General features: G+C 41.4%; 24 protein-coding genes and 1 other annotated feature. Of the genes, 23 read left to right on the top strand and 1 reads right to left on the bottom strand.

Going from position 1 to position 26,115, the window contains the following annotated elements; translation table 11 throughout:
- Positions 1-51: 51 nt before the first annotated feature.
- The 19 genes from zupT (at position 52) to BBI08_RS02395 (ending at position 20,507) form a co-directional block, all read left to right on the top strand.
- A complete protein-coding gene (zupT, locus tag BBI08_RS02300; RefSeq protein WP_065528451.1) occupies positions 52-861 on the top strand; it encodes a zinc transporter ZupT in 810 nt (269 codons plus the stop codon).
- Between the two features lie 55 nt (positions 862-916).
- Complete coding sequence (locus BBI08_RS02305; protein WP_065528452.1) at positions 917-1,864, top strand: DUF4003 family protein; 948 nt, start codon at positions 917-919, stop codon at positions 1,862-1,864.
- A gap of 143 nt (positions 1,865-2,007) precedes the next feature.
- Positions 2,008-3,225, top strand: a complete 1,218-nt coding sequence (locus BBI08_RS02310) for an MFS transporter (RefSeq protein WP_008498756.1) — start codon at positions 2,008-2,010, stop codon at positions 3,223-3,225.
- A gap of 97 nt (positions 3,226-3,322) precedes the next feature.
- Positions 3,323-4,207: a GNAT family N-acetyltransferase gene (locus BBI08_RS02315; protein ID WP_237146567.1), complete on the top strand. Its 885-nt coding sequence runs from the start codon at positions 3,323-3,325 to the stop codon at positions 4,205-4,207.
- Between the two features lie 87 nt (positions 4,208-4,294).
- Positions 4,295-5,263 carry an ABC transporter ATP-binding protein gene (locus BBI08_RS02320; RefSeq protein WP_065528453.1) on the top strand — a complete coding sequence of 323 codons (969 nt, stop codon included), beginning with the start codon at positions 4,295-4,297 and terminating at the stop codon, positions 5,261-5,263.
- Positions 5,260-5,898, top strand: coding sequence for an ABC transporter permease (locus BBI08_RS02325; protein ID WP_040851110.1), 639 nt, complete (start codon positions 5,260-5,262; stop codon positions 5,896-5,898). The genes BBI08_RS02320 and BBI08_RS02325 overlap by 4 nt, the downstream gene beginning before the upstream one ends.
- Before the next feature lie 11 nt (positions 5,899-5,909).
- Positions 5,910-6,812, top strand: a complete 903-nt coding sequence (locus tag BBI08_RS02330; protein WP_040851111.1) for a glycine betaine ABC transporter substrate-binding protein — start codon at positions 5,910-5,912, stop codon at positions 6,810-6,812.
- 184 nt (positions 6,813-6,996) lie between these two features.
- The gene (locus BBI08_RS02335) at positions 6,997-8,145 is read left to right on the top strand and encodes a thiolase family protein (RefSeq protein ID WP_008498760.1); all 1,149 of its coding nucleotides are present in this window, start codon (positions 6,997-6,999) and stop codon (positions 8,143-8,145) included.
- A 25-nt stretch (positions 8,146-8,170) separates the two neighbouring features.
- Positions 8,171-8,941 carry a 3-hydroxyacyl-CoA dehydrogenase gene (locus tag BBI08_RS02340; RefSeq protein ID WP_008498761.1) on the top strand — a complete coding sequence of 257 codons (771 nt, stop codon included), beginning with the start codon at positions 8,171-8,173 and terminating at the stop codon, positions 8,939-8,941.
- A 14-nt stretch (positions 8,942-8,955) separates the two neighbouring features.
- The gene (locus BBI08_RS02345; RefSeq protein ID WP_040851141.1) at positions 8,956-10,104 is read left to right on the top strand and encodes an acyl-CoA dehydrogenase family protein; all 1,149 of its coding nucleotides are present in this window, start codon (positions 8,956-8,958) and stop codon (positions 10,102-10,104) included.
- Positions 10,105-11,061 carry a CaiB/BaiF CoA transferase family protein gene (locus BBI08_RS02350; protein ID WP_008498764.1) on the top strand — a complete coding sequence of 319 codons (957 nt, stop codon included), beginning with the start codon at positions 10,105-10,107 and terminating at the stop codon, positions 11,059-11,061.
- Between the two features lie 24 nt (positions 11,062-11,085).
- Entirely contained in the window at positions 11,086-12,702 is a 1,617-nt protein-coding gene (locus BBI08_RS02355) for a long-chain fatty acid--CoA ligase (RefSeq protein ID WP_008498765.1), read from the top strand.
- Positions 12,703-13,137: 435 nt separating this feature from the next.
- Positions 13,138-13,373 (top strand) — a binding site (T-box leader).
- A 33-nt stretch (positions 13,374-13,406) separates the two neighbouring features.
- Positions 13,407-14,429 (top strand): anthranilate phosphoribosyltransferase, encoded by a 1,023-nt coding sequence (trpD, locus tag BBI08_RS02365; protein WP_330217578.1) that lies wholly within the window; start codon positions 13,407-13,409, stop codon positions 14,427-14,429.
- Entirely contained in the window at positions 14,426-15,196 is a 771-nt protein-coding gene (gene trpC, locus BBI08_RS02370; protein WP_008498767.1) for an indole-3-glycerol phosphate synthase TrpC, read from the top strand. The genes trpD and trpC overlap by 4 nt, the downstream gene beginning before the upstream one ends.
- The gene (gene trpB, locus BBI08_RS02375) at positions 15,193-16,989 is read left to right on the top strand and encodes a tryptophan synthase subunit beta (RefSeq protein ID WP_008498768.1); all 1,797 of its coding nucleotides are present in this window, start codon (positions 15,193-15,195) and stop codon (positions 16,987-16,989) included. The genes trpC and trpB overlap by 4 nt, the downstream gene beginning before the upstream one ends.
- The gene (gene trpA / locus BBI08_RS02380) at positions 16,986-17,747 is read left to right on the top strand and encodes a tryptophan synthase subunit alpha (protein ID WP_008498769.1); all 762 of its coding nucleotides are present in this window, start codon (positions 16,986-16,988) and stop codon (positions 17,745-17,747) included. The genes trpB and trpA overlap by 4 nt, the downstream gene beginning before the upstream one ends.
- Before the next feature lie 29 nt (positions 17,748-17,776).
- Positions 17,777-18,367 carry a DNA-3-methyladenine glycosylase gene (locus BBI08_RS02385; RefSeq protein WP_008498770.1) on the top strand — a complete coding sequence of 197 codons (591 nt, stop codon included), beginning with the start codon at positions 17,777-17,779 and terminating at the stop codon, positions 18,365-18,367.
- A 69-nt stretch (positions 18,368-18,436) separates the two neighbouring features.
- The gene (locus BBI08_RS02390; RefSeq protein ID WP_008498771.1) at positions 18,437-18,961 is read left to right on the top strand and encodes a type 1 glutamine amidotransferase domain-containing protein; all 525 of its coding nucleotides are present in this window, start codon (positions 18,437-18,439) and stop codon (positions 18,959-18,961) included.
- Positions 18,962-19,211: 250 nt separating this feature from the next.
- Positions 19,212-20,507, top strand: a complete 1,296-nt coding sequence (locus tag BBI08_RS02395; RefSeq protein WP_065528454.1) for an arsenic transporter — start codon at positions 19,212-19,214, stop codon at positions 20,505-20,507.
- 41 nt (positions 20,508-20,548) lie between these two features.
- Here BBI08_RS02395 and BBI08_RS02400 read toward each other — a convergent pair whose 3' ends face one another.
- A complete protein-coding gene (locus BBI08_RS02400) occupies positions 20,549-21,352 on the bottom strand; it encodes a GNAT family N-acetyltransferase (protein ID WP_008498772.1) in 804 nt (267 codons plus the stop codon).
- Positions 21,353-21,566: 214 nt separating this feature from the next.
- On the opposite strand from BBI08_RS02400, the gene BBI08_RS02405 reads away from it, so the two are divergent.
- The 4 genes from BBI08_RS02405 to BBI08_RS02420 all read left to right on the top strand — a co-directional run bounded on the left by BBI08_RS02405 (position 21,567) and on the right by BBI08_RS02420 (position 26,076).
- Complete coding sequence (locus BBI08_RS02405; RefSeq protein ID WP_008498773.1) at positions 21,567-22,493, top strand: manganese-dependent inorganic pyrophosphatase; 927 nt, start codon at positions 21,567-21,569, stop codon at positions 22,491-22,493.
- Between the two features lie 178 nt (positions 22,494-22,671).
- Positions 22,672-23,379 carry a DsbA family oxidoreductase gene (locus BBI08_RS02410; protein WP_008498775.1) on the top strand — a complete coding sequence of 236 codons (708 nt, stop codon included), beginning with the start codon at positions 22,672-22,674 and terminating at the stop codon, positions 23,377-23,379.
- Between the two features lie 107 nt (positions 23,380-23,486).
- Positions 23,487-24,125 (top strand): FMN-dependent NADH-azoreductase, encoded by a 639-nt coding sequence (locus BBI08_RS02415; RefSeq protein WP_008498776.1) that lies wholly within the window; start codon positions 23,487-23,489, stop codon positions 24,123-24,125.
- 400 nt (positions 24,126-24,525) lie between these two features.
- Positions 24,526-26,076, top strand: a complete 1,551-nt coding sequence (locus BBI08_RS02420) for an FAD-dependent oxidoreductase (RefSeq protein ID WP_008498777.1) — start codon at positions 24,526-24,528, stop codon at positions 26,074-26,076.
- Positions 26,077-26,115: the final 39 nt, after the last annotated feature.

Raw genomic sequence — 26,115 nt, forward strand, 5'->3', positions numbered from 1 at the left:
TAGCGTATACTATTTGTATTCACTAGAGGGAGAAAAGAGGCGCATTCATTTATGGATAGTTCTGTTTTATTTGCACTTGGTTTGACTCTTTTTGCTGGATTGGCTACAGGAATCGGCAGTTTAATTGCATTTTTTGCGTCTCGTACGAATACGAAGTTTTTGTCGATTTCATTGGGCTTTTCAGCTGGAGTTATGATTTATGTTTCGATGATTGAAATTTTCTTCAAAGCAAAAGATGCGTTGACGAACGCACAAGGAGAAGTTGTTGGCTATTGGCTGACTCTTGCAGGTTTTTTTGGTGGGATGATTTTCATGGCGATGATCGATCGAATCCTTCCGAAGTTGGGAAACCCGCATGAAGTAAAAAAAGTGGAGGATATGGATGAAGGACCAACGAATGATGAATATGCCCGACTGCGGAAAATGGGTATTTTTACAGCCTTAGCGATTGGTATTCATAATTTTCCTGAAGGCATTGCTACGTTTATGTCGGCCATGCAAGATCCAGCTCTTGGTATCGCGATTGCGATTGCAGTAGCCATTCACAATATCCCGGAAGGTATCGCGGTTTCAGTCCCCATTTACTACGCAACTGGAAGTCGTTTAAAAGCTTTACAATATAGTTTTCTGTCGGGTATTTCAGAGCCGGTTGGAGCGATTGCGGCGTGGTTATTCTTAATGCCATTCCTAAGTGACACGTTGTTTGGTGTTATTTTTGCGGGTGTTGCAGGTATTATGGTCTTTATCTCGCTTGATGAATTATTACCTGCTGCAAAACGTTATGATGAAGCGCATCTATCTATTTATGGACTAGTAGCCGGCATGGCTGTTATGGCTGTCAGTTTAGTGTTGATTGTTTAATAGTGAAACCTAACGCCTCCCTAGCTCGTAATAAAGAGAAAAGGAGGCGTTTTTGATGGATAGTAAGCACATTGAACAAACTTTCTCGGAAGTGTCAAAAACTACTGGCTGGGCAGTGGACAAGCGAATATCATTAGCTGTCACCAATATATACTTAGGGCGTGGACAAAAATTTGACGCAAGATTGCATACGGAAGCCGTCAACGTTATTAAAAAAAATGAAGGATGGACATCTCCATTGCGATCCCATTTACTCCATGTTGCAGCTGCTTTTATGGTGTTAAAAGAAGAAAGTATAGAAAGCTCCTTGAAATTGGTTAATCAAAATCAACAAGCACTCAACGATGCAGGATTTTGGAAAACATCTTATACGTATTTAGCTGCGCTATTGATGAAAAATCTTGAGGAAGCAGAACGTGCAAGAGCTTTATACGAAGAAATGAAGAAACATCATAAATTTCTAACATCGAATGAAGATATTCCTTACGCAGCTTTATTGGGAGGCAGAGAAGGAGCGCTTGAAGAACGAGCGGCGACTATGAATATGTATTACAAAGACTTGCGTGAACATGGATTTTCTATGGGCAATGACCTTCAATGGTTGTCTCAAATTATGACGTTTGAATCCCCTGTTTACAGTCCAGGAATGGTCGGAAAAGTATTAGCGATTCAGAAATTCTTCAAAGATGAAAAAATCAAAATTAAGTATGCGCAATATCCTACCCTCGGTTTTTTGGCAGTAACAGGAGTAGGTGGCAATGGACTAAACGAAATTGTGTCAAACACTCGTGAACTTGAAAGCAACAAAATTTTTCGTTGGTACAAAGATATGGCATTTTCAACGGCAGTTCAACAGACGATGGCTGATAATATAAAAGGTCAAGATATTGTCGATATGGCTTTTTCAACATCACTGGAAGCGTTGATGCAGGCGCAACAAGCAGCCATGATGGTCAGTATTAATGCCGCAATTATCTCGACAACTAATAATTCATCCACTTAACGAGGAGTGCCAGAAATGAGTTAAGCTCCTCTTTCGGTTGCTTGAAAAAATAGACTTTATTTCTTAGCTTGTCACCATTCTTTCATCGGAGTATAGTGGTGTAAAGATATAGCTATACATGTGTAAAGACAAGGGGAATGATGATGTCAATTTCAGTTGAGAAAAAACCAGGTACGATATCACGAAATAAGTTGTTGGGCATTGCTGGGCTAGGGTGGCTCTTTGACGCAATGGATGTCGGCATCTTAGCTTTTGTAATTGCGGCTCTTCATGCAGACTGGGGATTAACTTCTAATCAAATGGGGTGGATTGGGAGTGTGAACTCGATCGGGATGGCGGTTGGGGCATTTGTTTTCGGAATTTATGCTGACCGAGTAGGTCGAAAGAAAATTTTTATTATTACACTTTTACTGTTTTCAATTGCAAGTGGTATTTCTGCTTTTACTACAACGCTTGCGGCATTTATGATTTTACGATTTTTCGTAGGAATGGGATTGGGTGGTGAACTTCCGGTAGCTTCTACTTTGGTAGCGGAAAGTGTGCCGGCGAGAGAACGTGGTCGCGTGATTGTGTTACTAGAAAGTTTCTGGGCGGCTGGCTGGTTAGTTGCGGCAATTATTTCGTATTTTATCATTCCGTCTTTCGGATGGCGCGTAGCGCTTTTGTTGACCGCTTTACCCGCATTTTATGCATTGTATTTGCGCATCAATTTGCCGGATTCACCACAGTTTTCCGCAAAAAAAGACGTGTTACGTTCGATTTCTACGAATATTAAAGAAGTGTGGTCAAAAAAATACAGACGACCTACTGTAATGTTGTGGATCGTTTGGTTTACAGTTGTCTTTTCATACTACGGAATGTTCTTGTGGTTGCCGAGTGTAATGGTATTGAAAGGCTTCACGCTTATTAAAAGCTTCCAGTATGTGTTGATCATGACGCTTGCGCAGTTACCAGGGTATTTCACAGCAGCTTGGTTGATCGAGCGCATTGGGCGGAAATTTGTGCTAGTCACTTATTTAACCGGAACAGCAGCCAGTGCTTTAGCTTTCGGTAATGCTGATACAATTACCTTATTGATTGTGGCAGGTGCTTTCTTGTCCTTCTTTAATTTAGGGGCTTGGGGTGCGCTGTACGCTTATTCTCCGGAACAGTATCCAACGGTTATCCGTGGGACTGGAACGGGAATGGCTGCAGCATTTGGTCGTGTCGGTGGTATTTTCGGACCACTACTAGTTGGGTTTCTACTAACAGCTGGAATCGGTATTAATGTGATTTTCGCGATTTTCTGTGGGGCCATCCTTATTGGAGCTATGGCTGTTGCTTTTCTTGGAACCGAAACAAAACAAATGGAATTGGAATAACTTAAAAAACAACGTCTTCAGTGTAAACTCGAAGAACGTTGTTTTTTTATCCGAAATAAAAAGAGGATATTGTTCGTAATATAGCTAATACCTTTATATGGAGATAAAACATGGTAGAAATGGACGTGGAGATATGGAATTGATCATTTACTCGGATTCATCCGTTTTTGGAGAGCGGGTAGCGCCTTTGTTGAATCGGAATGAAGATAGTAATAGTTTATTTTTAGGTATACTTGGACAGATTCAAGCCAATCAATATGACGATTATTTTCTAGCGCTCGCAGAAACAAATGATGAAATTGTCGCAGCGTGCTTAATGACGCCACCGCATGCATTGCAATTAGTGGTATTTCGACAGTGGTCTGAAATTGAAAAAGAAATTGCCGATCATTTGCGAAACCTTGGTGTCAAAGTCAGTGGTATCGTAGGCGAACAAGAAACGTCTCTTCTATTCGCTAAAGCTTGGACCAATCATACAAAAGAACAAGTGAAAGTGTTAATGGACCAAGGTCTGTACCGCATTGATGCGGTCAATAAAGGTCTACAAAAAAGTGTAGGCTCCTGGCGGGTTGCAAGTAATAAGGATGCGAAACTTTTAATAGAGTGGTATAAATTATTTGAAGATGAAACAGGGATCGATCGTCATTCTACACAGGAACAAGCTACGCAACGAATTGAGGATTTTTTAGAAAGGAAAGAAGTCTATGTGTGGGAAGTAGAGGGATCGATTGTATCCTGTATGAAAAAAGGACGACCTTCAAAAAATGGCATAACCGTTTCTTTTGTTTTTACACCCAAGCCTTATAGAACGAAGGGCTATGCGCGAACCCTAGTCGCTGAAGTCACAGACGAATTGTTGCTAGAGTATGATTTTGTTATGCTTTATACAGACCTTGCCAACCCAACGTCCAATAAAATATACAGAGAAATCGGCTACGAGCAAATTGCCAATCCGGTTCATCTCATTTTTAAAGAAGAATAAAATGTCCTTAAGTAATTTTAGGAGTAAAAAGGTACTTTATAGGGTATAAAAAGGCTAGGCTGAAAGAAGCAGGGGGGAGTGAGGACTATGATTCGTTTTGAAAATGTCACTAAGCGTTTTCCGGATGGCACGGAAGCATTAAAAGATATTTCACTTGTTTTACCAACCCATCAATTGACTGCCATCATCGGTCCTAGCGGCTGTGGGAAAACAACTTTGATGAAAATGATCAATAAATTAGAGAAGCCAACTGAAGGAAGCATCTATATTGATGAAAAACCTATTAATGACATGGATGAAGTTCAGTTGAGGCGTTCAATTGGTTATGTTATTCAACGCATTGGGTTGTTCCCTCATATGACCATATCGGATAATGTGGCGTTAGTACCGAAATTACTTGAATGGTCTAAAGAAAAAAAGGAAGAACGGGTACGTGAGTTACTCCAATTAGTTGGTTTGGATCCTGGAGTTTATATGGAACGTTACCCACTTGAATTGAGTGGAGGGCAACAGCAGCGTGTAGGAGTAGTCCGAGCGCTCGCTGGAGATCCTAATATTGTCCTAATGGATGAACCCTTCTCGGCACTCGACCCCATCAGCAGAGAACAACTGCAAGATGAACTTCGGAACCTTCAACAAACCATCAATAAAACCATCGTATTTGTAACGCATGATATGGATGAGGCATTAAAAATTGCCGATACTATTATCGTCATGCGAGCTGGAAAAGTTGAACAGACGGGAACACCGCAACAACTAATCGATAATCCAGCAAACGAATTTGTTCAAAACTTTATTGGCATCGAGCGCATCAGTCAAAAACGCACATTTGGCGAAAGAAAATTAGTGGAGTTTTTGGATATTTTTACATCGGATTGGTCAGGGGAGTTTGAGAGAATATCAGCTGAATCTACGTTTGAAAAAGCGTTTGCGACATTAGATGAAAGCGATCAAGATTATTTAGCTATTATTAATAACGATCAAATTGTAGCTTATGCTAACGAACGTGATTTATTGAAAGCGGCCCTTGCTAAAGAAATGGGGGTATTAACGTGAAGAATTTCTTTGATACACTTGTCAGTCGTCAAGATATGATTATTAGCGCTCTTATTGAACATATGTATTTGTCTTTTGTGGCAGTAGCAGTTGGTATAGCGATTGCATTGCCGCTAGGGATACTAATAACGCGCTACCGTCGCTATGCTGAATCGATTATTGGCGTAACGGCTGTGTTCCAAACGATTCCGAGTCTCGCTTTATTTGGGTTTTTAGTTCCTATACTAGGGATTGGATCGCCTACCGCGTTAATCGCACTTATCATTTATGCATTATTGCCGATTTTAAGGAATACTTATGCAGGAATTGCAGGGGTCGATGGATCTACTATTGAAGCAGGTCGAGGCATGGGCATGACGCGTACACAAATTCTTCGACAAATCGAATTGCCGCTGGCGTTGCCATTTATTATGGCGGGTATACGCACAGCCACGGTATTAACTGTAGGAATTGCGACACTTGCAACATTTGTTGGAGCAGGTGGTTTAGGTGATATCATCTATCGTGGACTGCAATCATATAATAATTCATTAGTGTTAGCGGGTGCGCTTCCGGTTGCGCTTCTAGCAATCGGTTTTGACCAAATATTAAAGTGGATTGAAAAAAGAGCGACACCAAAAGGGTTGAAAACTTAGGAGGAAATAAGATGAAAAAAGCAACATTAGGAATTTTTTTGGCAGCAACAACAGTTATTGCAGGATGTGGGTCAGGTGGAGATGAATTAGATCCACTTGTTATCGGTGGAAAGCCGTGGACTGAGCAGTATATTTTGCCTTATATTCTTGGGGAATATATTGAGGCTAATTCAGATTATACTGTAGAATATGAAGACGGATTAGGAGAAGTATCGATTTTAACGCCTGCTTTAGAGAAAGGCGACATCGATATGTATGTTGAATATACGGGTACCGGAATGAAAGACGTATTGAAAGAAGAATCAGTTCCAGGTCAAACTTCTGAAGAAGTATTAGAAATTGTTCGAGCAGGATATGAAGAGACATTGGGAGCAACTTGGTTAGAACCGCTTGGTTTTGAAAATGGCTACACGCTCGCTTATTCAAAAGATAGTGGTTACGATGCAGAAACTTATTCAGACTTAGCCGAAATTTCGAAATCAGAAGATATGAGTTTTGGAGCGCCACATCCTTTTTATGAACGGAAGGGTGATGGTTTTGACGATTTAGTTACGACATATCCATTTGAGTTTGCAGCAACAGAAAGCTTTGACCCAGCTATTATGTATGAGGCTGTTAAAAGTGGAGAAGTAGATGTCATTCCGGCTTTCACTACAGATAGTCGCATTGGATTGTTTGATTTAGCAACGACTGAAGATGATCTTTCGTTTTTCCCGAAATACGATGCAGCTCCTGTTGTAAGATTGGAAACTCTCGAAGAGTACCCGGAGCTTGAAGATGTATTGAACGGATTGGCTGGGAAAATTTCTGAAGAAGAAATGCTCGCGATGAATTCTCGGGTAGATGTAGACCAAGAAGTAGCTAGTGATGTAGCTCGTGAGTTCTTGATTGAAAAAGGGTTAATCGAAGAGTAGTAGTAAATTCCGTAGCATAGGCTGCGGAATTTTTTTATGGACATTGTTCAAAGTCCAAGCTTTAACTTCTACGCTTTTCTTATAGCATTTAGGAAATGGTTCTTGTACAATAGAATAAATGAGTGAATAGTCATTCAATTCTGTTAAGTGTAAGCGGTTTCAATAAAATGGTGGGGTGGATAAAATGAGAGAAGTTGTAATTATAGAAGGTGTACGATCACCGGTAGGTAGAAGAAAAGGCGGTTTTACCAACGAGCGACCCGATGAGTTAGCGGCTGTCGTATTAGACGAGTTAGTATCGCGTGCTGGAGTAGCGAAGAGTGATATAGAAGACGTTATTTTAGGCTGTGTTTCGCAAGCTGGTGAACAGGGCGGTAATATTGCGCGGACGGCTGCATTAATTGCAGGATTTCCGGACTATGTTCCAGGCGTTACGATTGATCGTCAATGTGGTTCAAGTCAGCAAGCTGTCCATTTTGGTGCCCAAGCAATTTTAGCGGGGGATATGGATATTGTCATCGCAGGAGGCGTAGAAAGTATGACGCGCGTTCCGATGTTTTCCAATATGCAAGGAGCAAAACCGAGTAAGAAACTAACGGACCAATACGAGATTATCAACCAAGGATTATCAGCAGAGCGTATTGCCGAAAAATGGGGATTTACCCGCGAGCAACTTGATGCTTTTTCAGTACAAAGTCATGAGCGGGCACAACATGCTATTAAAGAAGGTCGCTACAAGCGTGAAATTGTACCAATACAAACTGAGGGGCCACATGGTGAAGCGATAGTAGTGTCCGAAGATGAAGGTCCACGTCCTGGAACAACTCAAGAAGTTTTAGGGAGTTTGAAAACGGTATTTGATGAAAATGGTGTCATTACTGCAGGAAATGCGAGTCAAATGAGTGATGGTGCTTCTGCTGTTTTGTTGATGTCAGCTGAAAAAGCAAGAGAGCTTGGTTTAAAGCCTAAAGCGCGAATTATCGCACGTTCAGTGGTTGGTTCTGACCCAACTTTGATGTTGACAGGCCCTATTGCTGCAACGAAAAAAGTTCTCGCAAAAGCAGGTCTTGAAATTGACGATATGGATCGTTATGAAGTAAATGAAGCATTTGCACCAGTACCGCTTGCATGGCTGCACGATATTGGCGGTGATTCTGAAAAGTTAAATGTTAATGGCGGTGCTATAGCATTAGGGCATCCACTCGGTGCAACTGGCACAAAATTACTTGTGTCACTGCTGCATGAACTAGAGCGAACAAATGGACGATATGGATTGTTAGCAATTTGTGAAGGGATGGGTATGGCAAACGCAACCATTATAGAAAGAATATGAGCATGTAAACAAAGGGGGATGAACAATGGAGTTTTCAAAAGTTAAAGCGGTAGTCACAGGTGGAGCATCTGGACTTGGTGAAGCAACTGTGCGCCGAATTGTGAAAAATGGTGGAAAAGCAGCTATTTTTGATTTGAATGCCGAACGTGCAAAAAAGCTAATTGATGAGTTAGGTGAAGAATCCGTCATTTACATGGAAACTGATGTGACGAACGGGTCTCAAGTCGAACAAAATATCGGTAAAACAGTAGGGCGATTGGGCAGTATTAATTTGGTTGTGAATTGCGCGGGTATCGGAACTCCCGGAAAAGTCCTGTCTAAAGGCACGCCAATTGCGTTAGATCAATTTGAAAAAGTCATTAAAGTCAATTTGATCGGCAGCTTTAACGTAATTCGAGTGGCAGCGGCAGCGATGCAAAAAAATGAGCCGAACGAAGATGGAGAACGTGGCGTTATTGTTTCAACAGCATCTGTCGCAGCATATGAAGGGCAAATTGGACAAGCTGCTTATAGCGCATCAAAAGGTGGCGTCGTGTCAATGACGTTGCCGATTGCTAGAGAACTAGCAAGAGATGGAATTCGTGTGATGGCGATAGCGCCTGGCTTAATGGAAACGCCGATGGTTGAAGGATTACCAGATGCAGCAATTGCATCATTATCCGCAGCAGTACCATTTCCACAACGACTTGGAAAACCTGATGAATATGCGCAATTAGTAGAAAGCATTGTATCAAATCCCATGTTAAATGGTGAAACGATTCGATTAGATGGTGCAATCCGTATGCAACCGAAATAAGGAGGATGAAAATGATGGTGAAATACCGTTTTGAAGAAGAAGAACATGTCATGTTCCGTAAATCTTTGCGTAAGTTTTTAGAAAAAGAAGCGATTCCGAACTACGATCAATGGGAAAAAGATCGCCTCATTCCAAAATCCTTTTGGAAAAAGCTTGGAGATATGGGCTTTCTGTGTCCGCAAGTAGATGAACAATACGGTGGGCTTGGTCTGGATTTTCGATATGCGGTGGTGATTGGAGAAGAAATGGAACGCGTGGGTGCGAGTTTGACGGGTGTGGGACTACATAACGACATCACAGTTCCTTATATTGAAGCTTACGGAAACGAGGAACAAAAACAACGTTGGTTACCAGGTTGTGTTTCAGGTGACCACATTACAGCTATCGCCATGACAGAACCGGGAGCAGGTTCTGATTTAGCAAACATCTCTACTACTGCTGTTCGAGACGGTGACAATTATATTGTGAATGGTCAAAAGACGTTTATCACAAATGGCATAAATTCGACATTGGTGTTGGTTGTTGTGAAAACAGATCCGAAAGCAGAGCCGAAGCACCGTGGAATTTCGTTATTAATGGTTGAAGAAGGAATGCCGGGTTTTGAGAAAGGGCGGAAACTTGATAAAGTCGGCCTTCATGCACAAGATACATCCGAACTGTACTTTGAGGATTGCATCGTGCCGGCGGCAAATTTGATCGGTGAAGAAAACAAAGGGTTTACGTATTTAATGGAAAAATTGCAGCAAGAACGTTTAGTAGTTGCCCTGGCAGCGCAAATTGCGTCAGAAGACATGCTTGATATGACCTTGGAATACGTGAAATCAAGAAAAGCCTTTGGAAAGCCGATTGGTTCGTTCCAAAACTCTCAATTCAAATTAGTAGAAATGGCAACAGAAATTGAATTGGGTCACTCGTTTTTAGAATCATTAATTGAAGAACATATGGCTGGAAAAGACATCGTTTCGAAAGTATCAATGGCGAAATATTGGTTAACCGATACAGCTAAAAAGATTTCTGGTGACTGCATGCAACTACATGGTGGATACGGCTATATGGAAGAATACAAAATTGCACGACGGTACCGAGATATTCCAGTAGCTGCGATTTACGCTGGGTCTAATGAAATAATGAAAACCATTATTGCCAAACGGATGGGCCTTTAAATGAAAGATGCCTTAAAAGGCGTACGCATACTAGATGTGACTTATTATCTTCCGGGTCCATATGCAAGTATGCGTCTTGTTGATTTAGGTGCAGAAGTCATCAAAATCGAACCACCTGAAGGCGATCCTGCTCGTTATATGAGTGGGGGGCATGTTCATCAAGCGAATAATCGGGGTAAAAATATCATCCGTATCGACTTGAAAACAACCGAAGGTCATATGGAAATGTTGGAATTAGTAAAAAGTGCAGATGCACTCATTGAAACGTTTCGTCCAGGTGTGATGAAAAAATTGGGGTTGGATTATGACAGCCTAAAGAGCTTGAAGCCTGATTTGGTTTACTGTTCGTTATCGGGGTACGGTCAATCCGGTGAAATGGCGCGGTTAGGCAGTCATGATTTAAACTATATGGCATTATCGGGAGCTTTAGACCAATTAAAAGATGCGTCAGGGAGACCTATTCATCCAACAAATACGTTCGCTGATTTTACGGGTGGGTTGATGGCGACAGAACAAATACTTGCTGCTTTGCTGAAGAAATTTAGAACAGGACATGGTCAATACCTGGATATTGCTTTAGTTGAAGTAATGGCGGAGTTTCTCGGGAATCATGATCGTTACCACGCGGTGGGTATCTCTGAAAATGGGATTCCGGAAATTGGTGGAACCCGAGTCAGTTACGCTATTTACGAAACAAAAGACGGGCGCTATATAACGTTAGGGGCGTTAGAGGAGAAGTTCTGGCGGAATTTTTGTGAATTTGTAGGCAATCCCCAATGGCTAGAGTGGGGAGAGAAGTCTCTGGAAAGCCTAGAACATCAGGAAATAGTGAATTTTTTTAAATCGAAAGATTGGTGTGAATGGTATCAACTATCACTGCAGGTGGATGCTTGTCTAGCTCCTGTGTTAACAGCGCACGAGAGACATGAACACCCGTTTTTCATGAGGGAAAAATAGAGAGAAAAAGGAGCTGGATGTCACATGATGGATTCGCCGTTATTATTATCGTCTTTCGTAAAAAGAGCAGAACGCTATTTTCCTGAGAAATTGATTATTTCACGAACTGGAGAAGATATGATTCACCGAATTCCTTATAAAGAATTTGCAGTGAGAACTCGTAAACTCGCTGCTGCTTTAACTGGACTTGGTATGAGTCATGGTACGAAAGTTGGCAGTTTTGCTTGGAATCATCATCGTCATCTTGAATTGTATTTTGGTGTGCCTGGTGCAGGTGCGATTCTTCACATGATTAATATTCGCTTATCACATGAACATATTGCGTATGTTATTAACCATGCAGAAGATGAAATTTTATTGGTCGATCATGATTTGTTTCCGTTAATTGAAAAATTGGCACCGATGCTTAAATCTGTTAAGCATTTTGTCATCATGCAAGACGGAAAAGACTTGCCAGAAACAACACTTGAAAATGTTCATTCTTACGAGGAGTTGTTAGCTGCAGAAGACGGCAGTTTTGAATTTCCAGAAGACTTGGATGAAAATACGCCAGCAGGCATGTGTTACACGTCCGCAACAACGGGTAATCCGAAAGGTGTTGTTTATACGCATCGCGGCCTTGTGCTTCATAGTTATGCGTTAGGTATGTCGGATTCAATGGGCTTATCAGAACGGGATATCGCGTTATCCATTGTTCCTATGTTCCATGCGAATGCGTGGGGATTGCCGTTCGCGGGCGTTCTATTTGGTACCACTCAAGTTTTACCAGGACCAGGCTTTGCGCCTGGTATGCTATTGGATTTGATTGAATCGGAAAAAGTAACGTTGACGGCTGGTGTGCCGACGATTTGGATGGGTGTATTAAAAGAATTAGAAGCCAATCCGCGTAATATCGAAACGCTTCGAATGATTATTTGCGGTGGTTCGGCATCCCCTAAAGGATTAATCCGAGCGTTTGAAGAAAAGTATAATGTGCCATTTGTGACAGGTTACGGCATGACAGAAACGGCTCCACTTGTAAGCTTGGCGATTACGACGTCTGCGATGGCTGACATGACGATGGACGAACGCATTGAACGTCGCTCGATGGCAGGTTTGCCTATGCCAGGACTAGAAGTGCGTATCGTCAACGAAAACGGTGACGCACCGTGGGACGGCGAAACGATGGGTGAACTAAACGTTAAAGGTGCATGGATTGCTGATGAATACTACAAAGACGAACGAACAGAAGAGGCGTTTAAAGATGGTTGGCTGTATACCGGTGATATCGCCGTCATCAATCCAGATGGTTACATTAAATTAACGGATCGCACGAAAGATTTGATTAAGAGTGGGGGCGAATGGATTTCTTCTGTTGATTTAGAAAATGCATTGATGACTCATGAAGCTGTTTTTGAAGCGGCCGTTGTCGCCATTCCTCATGAAAAGTGGATGGAACGTCCACTTGCTTGTGTGGTTGTGAAAGAAGGGTATAACGAAGATGAAGCGATGAAAGCGGAATTATTGACTTACCTTGAAAGTCAATTCGCCAAATGGTGGGTTCCGGACGATGTGGTCTTTTTGAAAGAAGTGCCGAAAACCTCGGTTGGGAAATTCCTGAAAGCCGCGTTGCGGAAAGAGTTGGATGGTTATTATCAGTGAGGTTTAGTTTGAAAGCGCTAGCGTCCAAAGTTTTTGGCGCTTGCGCTTTTTATGTGTCAGAGTTATGCGACCGCTTGCGCTTTTCTGTGTCCAGGCTCCAGCGCCCAGATTCTAGGGTCATAAGCCAACCCAGCTGTGTGGCAAAGAACGCCACTCTGCTGGTTTGTCTTATGCCCGTCGAATCTCCATGGGCGCTTACGCTTTTCTGTGTCCAGGCTCCAGCGCCCAGATTCTAGGGTCATAAGCCAACCCAGCTGTGTGGCAAAGAACGCCACTCTGTTGGTTTGTCTTATGCCCGTCGAATCTCCACGGGCGCTTACGCTTTTCTTTATACTTGACAGAATATACAAAACCTTTTAGTATAAGGGACAACTTGTTGAACGGAAACAAGTCTGTTTGAGAGTAGAGCCTAGAAAAGACGAGAATAGAAGAGTGTATAAATCGAGGATTGAGACGAGTAGGCAGGGGAATCTATTTAGAGAGTCAGCGGCTGGTGGAAGCTGATTAGATAAACTGCGCGAATGGACTTAGGAGAGCTGACCTGAAAGCGGAAGCGAGTAAGGGAGACGTAAGCCCTGCGTTAAAGGGAAAGGTGAAGAGCCTGTTTAAGTGAATGTAGAATAATTCTGCATTAATGCGTGGTGGTACCGCGGTTTTAACCCGTCCCCGCAATCAGATAGCTATCTGATTGCGGGGATTTTTGTATCCAAAAAACGAGACGAGGAGAGATTAGCATGAGCAGAGCAGAGAATATGAGTGAACAAATGATGTATGAAAAATCAATGAAAATATTGAATGGCGATATAAATGAGCAACAAGTAAAAAGTTTTTTATCGGGTTTGCACGCGAAAGGTGAAACAGCAGACGAGCTAGTCGGTTTGGTTAAAGCGATGCGTGAAAAAGCTGTAACTCTTCCGAAAGTTGAAGGAGAACTTGTGGATGTTTGTGGAACGGGTGGCGATCGTTCGAATAGCTTTAACATCAGTACATTGACGGCTTTTGTTTTAGCAGGATGTGGCTTAACGGTCGCGAAGCATGGCAATCGAAGTGTCTCAAGCAAAACAGGCAGTTCGGACGTGTTAGAAGCACTTGGGATTTCCACTGAAACGGATATTGCATCAATTCCGACGATGCTTGATCAAACTGGCATCGCGCTCCTTTTTGCACCAGCGATTCATCCAGCGCTCGGAGGATTACGCCAAATTCGCAAAGAGATTGGAACACCAACTATTTTCAACTTAGTGGGACCTTTAGCCAACCCGTTACCAATTACAATTCAAATGACCGGTGTTTACCGCCGCGATATGTTAGAACCTATGGCAGATGCTTTAATTCGACTGGGTCGAAAAAAAGGCGCTTTGGTTCACGGGGCAGGCGGACTAGATGAACTGTCGCTTGCAGGTACGAATGAGTTGATCGTCTTCGATGAACAGGGCAAGCGAGAGATGACGATTCATCCGCACGAAGTTGGTTTAGAAGTTGCGCCGGTAGAAGCGATTCGCGGTGGCGACCCAAAACGTAACGCAGAAATTTTCATGGATGTATTATCAGGCGCTGACAGCCCGTATTTAGATACGGTGGCATTAAATGCAGGTGTTGTATTATACGTTAGCGGTAAAGCAGGAACAGTTGCTGAAGGTGTGAAACAAGCGAGAACTTCAATTCAATCAGGCGAAACCGCGCGGGTCTTTGACTTGCACCGGTTAGCAGCGGGGGTATTTGTATGACGATATTAGATGAAATTATTGCGACGAAACACGAAGAAATTAAAAGATATACGCCACTTGTTTTAACTGATGCTTTTCCAAAAAAATCAAAGTTGCTACAACGTCTATTAGATGGAAATGGTGTCATCTCAGAAATTAAACGCGCATCTCCTTCTAAAGGAGATATCCAAACAGAAGTAGATATTGTAGCGCAAGCGAAAAAGTACGAAGAAGCAGGGGCTGCAGCAATTTCAGTGCTAACCGATGAAACGTATTTTAAAGGATCCATTCATGACTTGCACGAAGTCGCGCAAGTTGTCTCGATTCCTGTGCTTTGCAAAGATTTTATGGTTAGTGAAATTCAAATTGATCGTGCTAAGCAAGCGGGAGCTACGATTGTTTTATTGATTGTAGCGGCATTAAAACAGCAACAGCTAAAAAGCCTAAATGCTTATGCTCTCTCTAAAGGACTTGAAGTTTTGGTAGAAGTTCACGATGAAGAAGAGTTACATAGAGCATTAGAGCTTGATGCCAAATTAATCGGTGTTAATAATCGCAATTTAAAGACCTTTGAAGTATCGATTGAACGTACTGCGCGACTAGCTGAACAATTTCCGTTTGACGAAGGTCGGGTATTAATTAGTGAAAGTGGTATGCATACAAAAGAAGATGCGCAATTTGCTTACGCTAAAGGAGCTTCTGGTATTTTAGTTGGTGAAGCATTAATGCGATCTGAGGATCCAGGCAATTGGATTCGTGAAGCGACGAGTGAGGAGGCGCTAAAATGACTAAAGTAAAGATTTGTGGCTTGAAAGAACAACAGCACGTCCAAGCGGCAAGTCGTGCAGATGCGGTTGGGTTTGTATTTGCTCCGAGCAAGCGCCAAGTAACGATTGAACAAGCAGCTGAGCTAGCAAAGTATGTTCCGATAGATACTGATAAAATTGGGGTGTTTGTAAATGCCTCTTTAAAAGAAATTGAAGACACAGTAGCTGGTGTTCCGCTGACGATGGTTCAGCTTCACGGAGACGAACCTGATGAGTTAGTTAAGGCGATTAAAGTTCCAGTTATTCAAGCTTTTTCGATTCGCACGAAAGAAGATGTCGCGAAGTTAAAACGATCATTAGCTGATTATGTTTTAGTAGATGCACCAGGTACCGATTACCGCGGAGGTAGTGGCAATGTCTTCGACTGGTCATTGCTTGAAGGGGTAGATATTGATCCTGCGCGACTTATTGTAGCGGGTGGCTTGAATCCAGGGAATGTTCATGCTGCAATCGAACAAACAACTCCTTATATGGTAGACGTTTCAAGTGGTGTCGAAACCGATAACCGTAAAGATACAGTGAAAATACAAGAGTTTATTAAACAAGTAAAGGATGATTCGGTGGAACAGACAATAGAGAAAGTGGGCTTTTTCGGCAAGTATGGCGGTCAATTTGTACCTGAAACTTTGATGAAAGCAGTTAAAGAATTAGAAGATGCTTATAACGAAGTGAAAGAAGATCCGGAATTTCATAAAGAGTATCACCATTATTTATCAGAGTATGTTGGACGTGAACAACCTCTTACTTTTGCGAAGCGAATGACAGAAGCGTATGGCGGTCCTAAAATTTATTTGAAACGAGAAGATTTAAATCATACAGGCGCTCATAAAGTAAACAATGCCATTGGGCAAGCGCTACTTGCCATGCGTATGGGCAAACGCAAAATTGTAGCAGAAACGGGAGCTGGACAACATGGTGTTGCAACAGCAACAATTTGTGCACTTTTCGATTTAGATTGCGTTATTTTTATGGGTGAAGAAGACATTAAACGCCAACAACTAAACGTCTTCCGTATGAAATTATTAGGAGCACGCGTTGAAAGTGTCACAAAAGGCAGTGCCACATTAAAAGATGCGGTCAATGAAGCCTTGCGTTACTGGGTAGCGAATGTCGAAGATACCCATTATTTGATCGGATCGGCATTAGGACCTCATCCGTTCCCAACGATGGTTCGTGATTTTCAAAGTGTCATTGGTGAAGAAACGAAGCGCCAAATCTTGGAGAAAGAAGGACGTTTACCTGATACGATTTTAGCTTGTGTTGGCGGCGGTAGTAATGCGATTGGTATGTTTTATCCGTTTATCCAAGATAAAGAAGTCGAATTGATTGGTGTTGAAGCGGCTGGTCAAGGCGTTGATACGGATAAACACGCTGCGACATTAACAAAAGGAACAGATGGAGTTCTTCACGGAGCATTTATGAAGTTATTGCAAGATGATGCGGGTCAAGTACAAGAAGCGCATTCGATTTCAGCGGGTCTTGATTATCCGGGCATTGGTCCAGAACACGCTCATTTAGCAGATACGGGTCGTGTGGAATACCGTTCAATTACGGATGATGAAGCATTAGCTGCAGTTATTAGCATGTCGCGTCTCGAAGGAATTATTCCAGCGCTTGAATCGGCTCATGCCATTGCAGAAGCCCAAAAACAAGCGAAGCAAATGACGGCTGATCAGATTTTGGTTATTTGTGTATCCGGACGTGGTGACAAAGATATGGCGACATATGCGGAAAAACTGGAGGGTCTGTCATGAATCGATTAGAACAACTAAAAAGTTCAGGGAATAAAGCGTTTGTCGCTTATGTTATGGCAGGAGATGGAGGTCTTGAACGCTTGAGAGAGCAAGTTCAATACTTGCAAGGAGCAGGTGTGACGGCTATTGAAATTGGTATTCCTTTTTCGGATCCAGTAGCAGATGGTCCTACCATTGAAGCGGCGGGTAATCGTGCTTTAAAACAAGGTGTTACTCTGCAAAAAGTTCTAGAAGAACTGAAAAGCTGGACATTTGATATTAAAATTCCTTTGCTAGTGATGACCTATTTGAACCCTGTGCTGAAGTTTGGCGTAGAGCGCTTTGCGACTGAATGTGGAAAAGCCGGAATTTCTGGTGTGATTATTCCAGATCTTCCGTATGAACATAAACAATTGGTTCAGCCATATTTGGATAAAGAAAACATCAAATTGATTCAATTAGTGACGTTAACGACAACGGATGTACGCTTAGATGATATTTTGCGCGAAGCAGAAGGGTTTGTTTATGCAGTAACCATTAAAGGAATTACAGGATCACGCGATGAATTATCGCAAGATGTAAAAACGTTTATGCAAAAAATCCGCAAGAAAAGTCCGGTTCCGGTTTATGCAGGATTTGGGATTTCAAAGAGCAGTCACGTGGATATGCTGCGTGATGATGTCGATGGCTTTATCGTAGGTAGTGCGATTGTTGAAGCTTTTAATGCTGGTAAAATCGAAGAAATTGAGCCCCTCATCCGTGCAGTAACAACCGCTTAATCGGTAAAATACCGCTAGGAGGGAATTTGATGTTTACACCAGTAACCGCAGACTTCTTTGACACTTCAACATTGGAGCTATCTCGTAGTTTGCTTGGCCAAATTCTTGTTCATGAATTACCAGAAGGAATTGTTGCTGGACGCATTGTGGAAACCGAAGCTTACTTGGGCGCGGAAGATCGAGCCGCTCACAGTTTCGGTAACCGTCGTACAAAGCGCACAGAAGTTATGTTCGGAAAACCAGGACTTGTCTATACGTATCAAATGCATACTCATACATTAATCAATGTCGTTGCTGAAGCTGAAGACACTCCGCGAGCGATTTTGATTCGTGCAGTTGAACCGGTAGAAGGTATTGAACTAATGGGAGAACTGCGAGGCAGACATATGCCGATAAAGCAATGGACGAGTGGACCGGGTAAACTGACTAAGGCAATGGCCATTACGATGGATTATTACGGCCATCATTTTACGGAAAAACCCTTGTATATTGCTCGAGGAAATCCGGTTCAAGATGTATCAGTTGGGCCACGTGTGGGCATTGGAAATTCATTAGAAGCAGTGCATTATCCTTATCGTTTTTGGGAAACAGAAAATCCATTTGTCTCGAAATTCCGCTAAATTTTGTTTAAGTTCACTCTTTCGTGGAATACTGTAAAAGAGTGAACAAAACAGAAGGAGTGGAAGATAGTGGCAAAAATTGCAACGTTAATTACAGATATGTTTGAAGATGTGGAATATATAGATCCCTCGAAAGCATTTAATGAGGCAGGTCACGAAGTTTTTACAATCGAAAAAGAAGCAGGGAAAGAAGTGACGGGCAAACAAGGTGAAGCTGTTGTTACAATCGATAAAAGCATTGACGATGTAAACCCGGAGGATTTTGATGCATTGTTCTTACCAGGTGGATTTTCACCAGATTTATTGCGTGAAGATGAGCGATTTGTGAAATTCGCCAAAACATTCATGGATGCAAAAAAACCGGTGTTTGCCATTTGTCATGGACCTCAATTACTGATTACGGCTAAAGCGTTAGAAGGCCGTAAAGCCACAGGTTATAAATCGATTCAAGTTGATATGGAATATGCAGGTGCTACAGTACTCGATGAAGAAGTAGTGGTATGCCAAGATCAACTGGTGACGAGTCGTCAGCCGGATGATATTCCAGCGTTCAACAAAGAGTCACTGCGTGTTCTTGAACAATTAAACAAATAAACACTCGAGTTCAAACCCGAATCAGTAAGGCTGATTCGGGTTTTTTGTGAGGAATGGGAGTTAAAGGAATTCGATTTTCTCTTGAATACATAAGTGGGTGCTTATATAATAGGTAAGTGTTGCGGCAGGATATAGAATTTTCAGCTGCTACTTATTTGGAAAGAAATCGTTAAAAAGCATTTTCGATATCAGTTTAAACTCATTTACAGAGTTGTTGATTAGAAAAGGAAGAATAGGGAGTTGTGTAAAAGTGGATGTATGGTTAGCGAGTTTTATTTTTATTGTGACGTTAATCTTTGTAATTTGGCAGCCGAAGGGCTTGTCGATCGGTTGGTCTGCTATTGCAGGAGCAATTGTTGCGTTAGTGTTTGGAGTTGTTGATTTTGGTGACGTATGGGACGTAACTGGAATTGTTTGGAATGCAACATTAACCTTTGTTGCATTAATTATTATTTCATTAATTCTTGATGAAATTGGTTTTTTTGAATGGGCAGCATTACATATGGCACGCTTCGCGAAAGGCAGCGGCTTGCGAATGTTTTTCCTCGTAACGATGTTAGGGGCGTTTGTGGCAGCGTTATTTGCCAATGACGGAGCAGCGTTAATTTTAACGCCAATTGTTTTGGCGATGGTTCGCGCATTGAAATTTAAAGATGCGATGATTTTGCCGTTTATTATGGCTAGTGGATTTATTGCAGATACGGCATCGCTTCCTTTTGTAGTAAGTAATTTGGTTAATATCGTATCTGCTGACTTTTTTGATATTGGCTTTACCGAATATGCGATTCGTATGGTTGTTCCTAATTTGTTCAGTATTGCTGCAAGTATGCTCGTACTGTATTTGTATTTCCGAAAAGATATTCCGAAGCACTTTGACGACAGTATTTTAAAAACACCGGCTTCTGCTATAAAAGATATCCGTATTTTCCGTATATCTTGGGTAGTGCTCGTTATCTTACTAATTGGTTATTTTAGTAGTGAAGCGTTAGGGATTCCGGTATCCTTTATCGCTGGAACAGTAGCGATTATTTTCTTAGCCATTGCTCGAAACAGTAAATCGGTAGAAACAATGACTGTTTTAAAAGGAGCACCTTGGGCAGTGGTCTTTTTCTCTATCGGTATGTATGTAGTTGTTTATGGTTTGAGAAATGTAGGGCTTACGTCGGTGTTGGCCACGGCAATTGAGTGGACATCAAGTCATGGCTTGTACGCTGCAACTATTGGAATGGGCTTTATCGCGGCAATTCTTTCTTCTGTTATGAACAATATGCCGACTGTCATGATTGATGCGCTAGCAATTGCTGAAACCAATACGACAGGTGTGGTTAGGGAAGCGTTAATCTATGCCAATGTAATTGGTTCAGATTTAGGGCCGAAAATCACGCCAATTGGTTCATTAGCGACATTATTATGGTTACATGTTCTGAAGACGAAAGGTGTAGAAATTTCGTGGGGGTATTACTTTAAGATTGGGATTATCTTAACAGTACCTACTTTGTTTATTACGCTAACAGGACTGTATTTGTGGTTAACGATTTTAACTTAAAAACATGAAAAAGGAGCTTGCCCTCGGCATGCTCCTTTTAATTAGTCCAAAAACTTGGCTAAATATAATTCATTATGAGGTTTGTTGTCAATCATCATCGAATTTTCACGAATGCCTTCTGATTTGAAGCCAGCTTTTTCATATAAATTACGTGCAGCTTCGTTTTCTTCGACAATTGATACTTCGAGTCGAGAAATACCTTTTTCTTTAGACCATTCTTCCGCTTTTTTCAGAAGTGCTTTGGCAATCCCTTTGCCTTGAGCATCTTTTTGTAGGCCGAGCTCAATAGTAGCACGGTGCGCAGCGCGTTTTGCGTCATTGCCAATAATCATTAAAAAGCCTACATGTTGACCGTTTAGTATAGCGAGAATGATAGTAGAGTGACCACTTTGTTTCCATTCAATGATTTGCTTGCGAACTTTTTGCGTAGATTGTGTACGCTCGTCTTTAGCGTAGAGCATATAATTAGATTCAGACTCTACTGTTTTTTGTAAAGCTGCAAGAGAGCGTGCATCCCCATGCTCTGCTGTTCGAATCAATAAAATATCCTGATCTTCTTCATCTGTGCCTGTGCCTGTACCGTTAGTAGAATCAATTCTTTCGAATACAACAAACCGGTCAGGTTCTACATTCGTGACAAAGTAACCTGCATCTACCCAGGCATGAAAATGTTTGGCGGGTGCTTTTACCTTTTTCCACCAACTTTTGTTTAAGTAAGCGGCATTGGGCAAGTTCTGTCCCATAATTTGTTCGATTTCAGAAAACGTTAATTTTATTGAGGCATTAGTCGCTCCGGAAAAATAATTTGCTAGAGGAATGTATTTCTTTTCCAGTAAAATAGTCACAGGCTTCTCTTCCTTCCGCATAACTTAGAATTAGTTAGTCATATTATACCATTGAACTATGCTAAAGTACACAATAAATTTTAAATATACAGATAATTCTATAAACTTTAACCTATTTCATATTTGTTAACAATTTGAAAGGTCTAATTTTTTCAAATGCTAATATTATGATAGAATAAGCACAGAAACTATGTTTTTCAGGAGGCTATTATTTATGTCAAAAGTTTTAGTATTAGGTCATAAAAATCCGGACACCGATTCTATTTGTTCGGCTATTTCATATGCATATTTAAAAAATGAAATGGGCATGGTTGCTGAACCCATTCGTCTAGGTGAAGTTAACAACGAAACTTTGTTTGCTCTAGAGACTTTTAAGTTCGACCAGCCTAGACTTGTGACACAAGTTGCTAAAGAAGTGGAACAAGTAATCTTAGTAGATCACAACGAACGCCAACAAAGTGCTGACGATATTGATGAAGTACAAGTGATTGAAGTTGTAGACCATCACCGCATCGCAAACTTTGAAACCACAGATCCGTTATATTTCCGTGCTGAGCCGGTGGGTTGCACGACGACAATTCTCCTTAAACTATTCAAAGAAAACGGTGTAGAAGTTCCTGCTAATATTGCAGGATTGATGTTATCTGCTATTATTTCAGATTCACTTCTTTTTAAATCGCCAACATGCACACAGCAAGATATTGATGCTGCAGCTGAACTAGCGAAAATTGCCAATATTGATGCAGAAAGCTATGGTTTGGACCTATTAAAAGCTGGAGCTGATTTAAGCAATAAAACATTAGAAGACTTAATTTCATTAGATGCAAAAGAATTTGAAGCAGGCGATTATCGATTCGAAGTGGCGCAAGTCAATGCTATTGATATCGAAGAAGTTATGATCCGTCAAAAAGAACTTGAAGTCTTAATGGCTAATGCCATTTCAACTAAAGAGTTAGGGTTGTTTATGTTTGTTGTTACAGACATCCTCAATAATAATTCGGTGGCCATCGTTCTTGGTGAAAAAGCAAACGTTGTGGAAGCTGCTTTCAAATCAAGCGTTGTTGATAACCGCGTTTTATTGCCAGGTGTGGTGTCACGCAAAAAACAAATCGTTCCTGTTATTACAGAAGCATTGAGCTGATTTCCTATTGGGAGTCAGTTTTTTTGTGGGTACGATATAAGCGGAGGGTATAATATTCCCTTATTGGTATTTTGTAAACCCTGTGTATATAGGGATATCACCCCCGATTTTCTTTTTATAGGCAAAAAAATTGAGCGCTATTGTTTTCGTTGCTATAGTTAATGGCGAGGTGGAATATATGAAAATTGAAGTTTGGTCAGATTATGTGTGCCCATTCTGTTATATAGGCAAGCGAACATTAGAGAAAGCATTAGCTCAATCAGGTTTTGCCAGTCAGGCAGAAGTTTCATATAAGGCTTATCAGTTAAATCCAAATACGCCGATCGATTCGGATGTTCCGACATATGAAAGTTTAGCGAAAAAATTTGGACAGACTGTTGAACAGGCAAAAGAAATGTCTAAAGGCGTGGCAGAACATGCTCGCACGGTCGGGTTGGAATATGATTTTGATAACATGGTAGAAGCGAATACGTTAGCAGCTCATCGTTTAGTGAAATGGGCTGAGACACATGGCAAAGATGGAGAGCTTACGGAAAAGCTGATGGATGAATACTTTATCCAAGCAAAAAACGTAGGCAATCATGAAGTGTTAGTGTCGATTGCTGAATCGATTGATTTACCAAAAGAGGAAGCAGTAAAAGTACTTGAATCCGATCAGTTTATGGGGCAAGTTCAGTTAGATATCGCTGAAGCGGGTCAAATTGGTGTCCAAGGAGTACCGTTCTTTGTGGTTAATCGTAAATACGCAATATCTGGTGCGCAACCGGTAGAAGCGTTTGTTGAAGCATTAGAACAAATCGCTGAAGAAGAAGGCATTCGTCCTAAGCTAAAACCGATGGGCAAGAAAACGAGTTTTTGCACAGGCGATTCATGTGATGGGAATTAGTGATTCAAAGCAGAGTAATTGACTTTACTCTGCTTTTTTATTAAGATAACAAAGTAGTTTTAAACTGAGATAAATATTTTCAGAGTAATTAAAGGAGTGTTCATTTAATGACAAATCTATTAGTAGTAAAAGCTAATAACCGCCCTGCGACTGAAGGGGTTTCAAGTAAAATGTATGAAGTGTTCATGGACACAATTGGTTTAGGCACAGAACTTAACGTTAATACGTTTGATGTATTTAAAGAAGATATGCCGTATTTTGGTCAAGATTTCTTTGACGCTATGCAAAAATCAGCTCAAGCTGAACCATTGAATGAGCTTGAGCAACGCATCTTGACTGCAGCAAACAAAGCAATGGATGCATTCATGGAAGCAGATATCGTCGTTTTCGCATTTCCGTTATGGAATAAAACCATTCCAGCACCATTGCAAACCTTTATTGATTACGTTTACCGTGCAGGTGTGACATTCAAATACACAGCAGAAGGCCCAGTTGGTCTTGTACCAGAGAAAAAAGTCATCATTTTAAATGCACGCGGCGGAGTATATTCAACACCAGAAATGGCTCCGGCTGAAATGAGCGTTAACTATGTTCGCTTGATCATGGATTTCTTCGGAATTACAGATATTGAAGAAGTCATCATTGAAGGACATAATATGTACCCTGATCGTGCAGAAGAAATTAAAGCTGAAGGCATGAAACGCGTAGAACAAGCAGCGAATTCGCTAGTTAAAGTGTACGCATAATTTTTGCGGGAAAGGACAACCTTAATTGGTTGTCCTTTTTTTCGTTTGGACAGTATTTAGTGTGATTTGGACAGTGAAAGAGTGGAATCGGACAGTATTCAACTCAAACTGGACAGTATATCCAATTTTTCCCTCTCGAATCAACCACCCCTCAATGCCTAAGTCCAGGAAAGCGCGAAGTCGCGCTTTCCGCTGAAAACATCTAAATCTTGAGGTTGGACAGTATTTTGGTCGGTTTGGACAGTAAATCATCTGAATCGGACAGTATTTCAGAAATTTGGACAGTATTTGCATCGATTTCGACAGTGTGTCCAAATAACTGGAAAAACCATCGGCTTTTGATTAGGAATTTCCAATCGGGGTAGATAGGAGATAAAAGCAGTCGAGGAGGAATGACGAGGTGCAAAATGATCGTGAGAGCCAAATTCCACATGAACAGAAATCGTATTGGAGAGAATATAAGGATATTCCAAGCTACCCAGCGTTACAGGTAAATGAGTCGACTGATATCGCCGTGGTTGGTGGAGGAATGGTCGGCGTCATTAGTGCTTACTTATTAGCTAAAGCTGGTAAAAAAGTTGCGTTAATTGAGGCAGGAAAATTGGTTGATGGTGTAACGGGACGAACCACTGCAAAAATAACGGCACAACATGGCTTGTATTATAACTCCTTAATTCAAATAGTGGGAGAAGAACAAGCGAAACTTTACTACCAAGCAAATATGGATGGGTTGAAATTTATTGAAGACACTGCAAAAGAACTTTCAATTGACTGTGATTTTTCTCATCATAATGCGTTTGTCTATGCCAACACTGTCGCTGGAGCTAAGCAAATTGAAAAAGAAGCAGAGGCTTATATGAAGCTAGGTATAGACGGTGAACTGGCAAAAGACGAAGTGGAATTGCCGTTTTCTGTGGAAGAAGCCATTGTCATGCGCAATCAAGCGCAATTTCACCCAGTGAAATTTTTAGCAGGATTGATAAAAGAAATTGAACGATTGGGTGGCAAAATTTACGAACAAACGCGAGCTATGAAAATTTTAAGCAAAAATGATCCGGTCATTCAAACTGAAAATCTGTCGCATCTATCGTGCAATAAAGTCATTGTCGCTAGTCATTATCCTTTTAATGATTTTGATGGCATGTATTTTTCGCGTTTAAAGGTCAATCGCTCGTATGCTATCGCTGCTAAAGTGAAGGGCAATGTTCCGAACGATATGTACATTAGTGGAGATATGCCTTCTCGGTCTTTGCGTTACGCACCAGGCGAGAATGGTGAAAAATTATTGCTAATTGGTGGTGACGGCCACGCTACGGGTAAAAGTTCGAGCGAAACGATAGAACATTATTACAATCTTGAAAAATTCGGCAACGAGCATTTTGGGATTGAGGAAGTTCCGTATCGGTGGTCATCGCAAGACATGACAACGCTTGATACAATCCCTTATATCGGTACCATCACAGCAGGTTATGACAATATTTTAGTCGCTACTGGATTTCATAAATGGGGAATGTCAAACGGCGCATTAGCTGGAATGCTGCTCAGCGATCAAGTGCTTGGTAACGAAAATCGGTATGCGCCAGTGTTTGATCCAACACGTACGAAAGTAAAAACTAAAGATGCGGTGAGCTTTGCGAAAGACAATGCCTCGGTTGCAAAGTCGCTAGTTACAGGAAAACTAAAAAGAGCATCCAAGACAGTTGATGATTTGGGGAAAGACGAAGGTTCGCTAGTCAGAGTCGGTAAGAAAAAAGCGGGGGGCTACCGCGATGAATACGGTCAAGTCCATTTAGTGGATACGGCCTGCACCCATATGGGCTGTGATGTTAAGTGGAATGATGCAGAGCGGTCATGGGATTGTCCGTGCCACGGCTCACGTTTTTCGTATACTGGAGAAGTGCTAAATGGACCGGCTGTAAAACCCCTCAAAAAAATAGAAACGGAGCAATAGAAAAAAGCAGTGAGGAAATTTTCCTCACTGCTTTATTAG

Source organism: Planococcus halocryophilus, from assembly GCF_001687585.2.
Lineage (GTDB): Bacteria > Bacillota > Bacilli > Bacillales_A > Planococcaceae > Planococcus > Planococcus halocryophilus.

Coding starts and splice junctions, on each gene's coding strand:
- trpA (WP_008498769.1), top strand. CDS start 16,986: ATGAATCGATTAGAACAACTAAAAAGTTCAGGGAATAAAGCGTTTGTC.
- BBI08_RS02320 (WP_065528453.1), top strand. CDS start 4,295: ATGATTCGTTTTGAAAATGTCACTAAGCGTTTTCCGGATGGCACGGAA.
- zupT (WP_065528451.1), top strand. CDS start 52: ATGGATAGTTCTGTTTTATTTGCACTTGGTTTGACTCTTTTTGCTGGA.
- BBI08_RS02345 (WP_040851141.1), top strand. CDS start 8,956: ATGGTGAAATACCGTTTTGAAGAAGAAGAACATGTCATGTTCCGTAAA.
- BBI08_RS02340 (WP_008498761.1), top strand. CDS start 8,171: ATGGAGTTTTCAAAAGTTAAAGCGGTAGTCACAGGTGGAGCATCTGGA.
- BBI08_RS02335 (WP_008498760.1), top strand. CDS start 6,997: ATGAGAGAAGTTGTAATTATAGAAGGTGTACGATCACCGGTAGGTAGA.
- trpB (WP_008498768.1), top strand. CDS start 15,193: ATGACTAAAGTAAAGATTTGTGGCTTGAAAGAACAACAGCACGTCCAA.
- BBI08_RS02385 (WP_008498770.1), top strand. CDS start 17,777: ATGTTTACACCAGTAACCGCAGACTTCTTTGACACTTCAACATTGGAG.
- BBI08_RS02350 (WP_008498764.1), top strand. CDS start 10,105: ATGAAAGATGCCTTAAAAGGCGTACGCATACTAGATGTGACTTATTAT.
- BBI08_RS02330 (WP_040851111.1), top strand. CDS start 5,910: ATGAAAAAAGCAACATTAGGAATTTTTTTGGCAGCAACAACAGTTATT.
- BBI08_RS02410 (WP_008498775.1), top strand. CDS start 22,672: ATGAAAATTGAAGTTTGGTCAGATTATGTGTGCCCATTCTGTTATATA.
- BBI08_RS02355 (WP_008498765.1), top strand. CDS start 11,086: ATGATGGATTCGCCGTTATTATTATCGTCTTTCGTAAAAAGAGCAGAA.
- BBI08_RS02305 (WP_065528452.1), top strand. CDS start 917: ATGGATAGTAAGCACATTGAACAAACTTTCTCGGAAGTGTCAAAAACT.
- BBI08_RS02310 (WP_008498756.1), top strand. CDS start 2,008: ATGTCAATTTCAGTTGAGAAAAAACCAGGTACGATATCACGAAATAAG.
- BBI08_RS02315 (WP_237146567.1), top strand. CDS start 3,323: ATGGAGATAAAACATGGTAGAAATGGACGTGGAGATATGGAATTGATC.
- trpC (WP_008498767.1), top strand. CDS start 14,426: ATGACGATATTAGATGAAATTATTGCGACGAAACACGAAGAAATTAAA.
- BBI08_RS02405 (WP_008498773.1), top strand. CDS start 21,567: ATGTCAAAAGTTTTAGTATTAGGTCATAAAAATCCGGACACCGATTCT.
- BBI08_RS02415 (WP_008498776.1), top strand. CDS start 23,487: ATGACAAATCTATTAGTAGTAAAAGCTAATAACCGCCCTGCGACTGAA.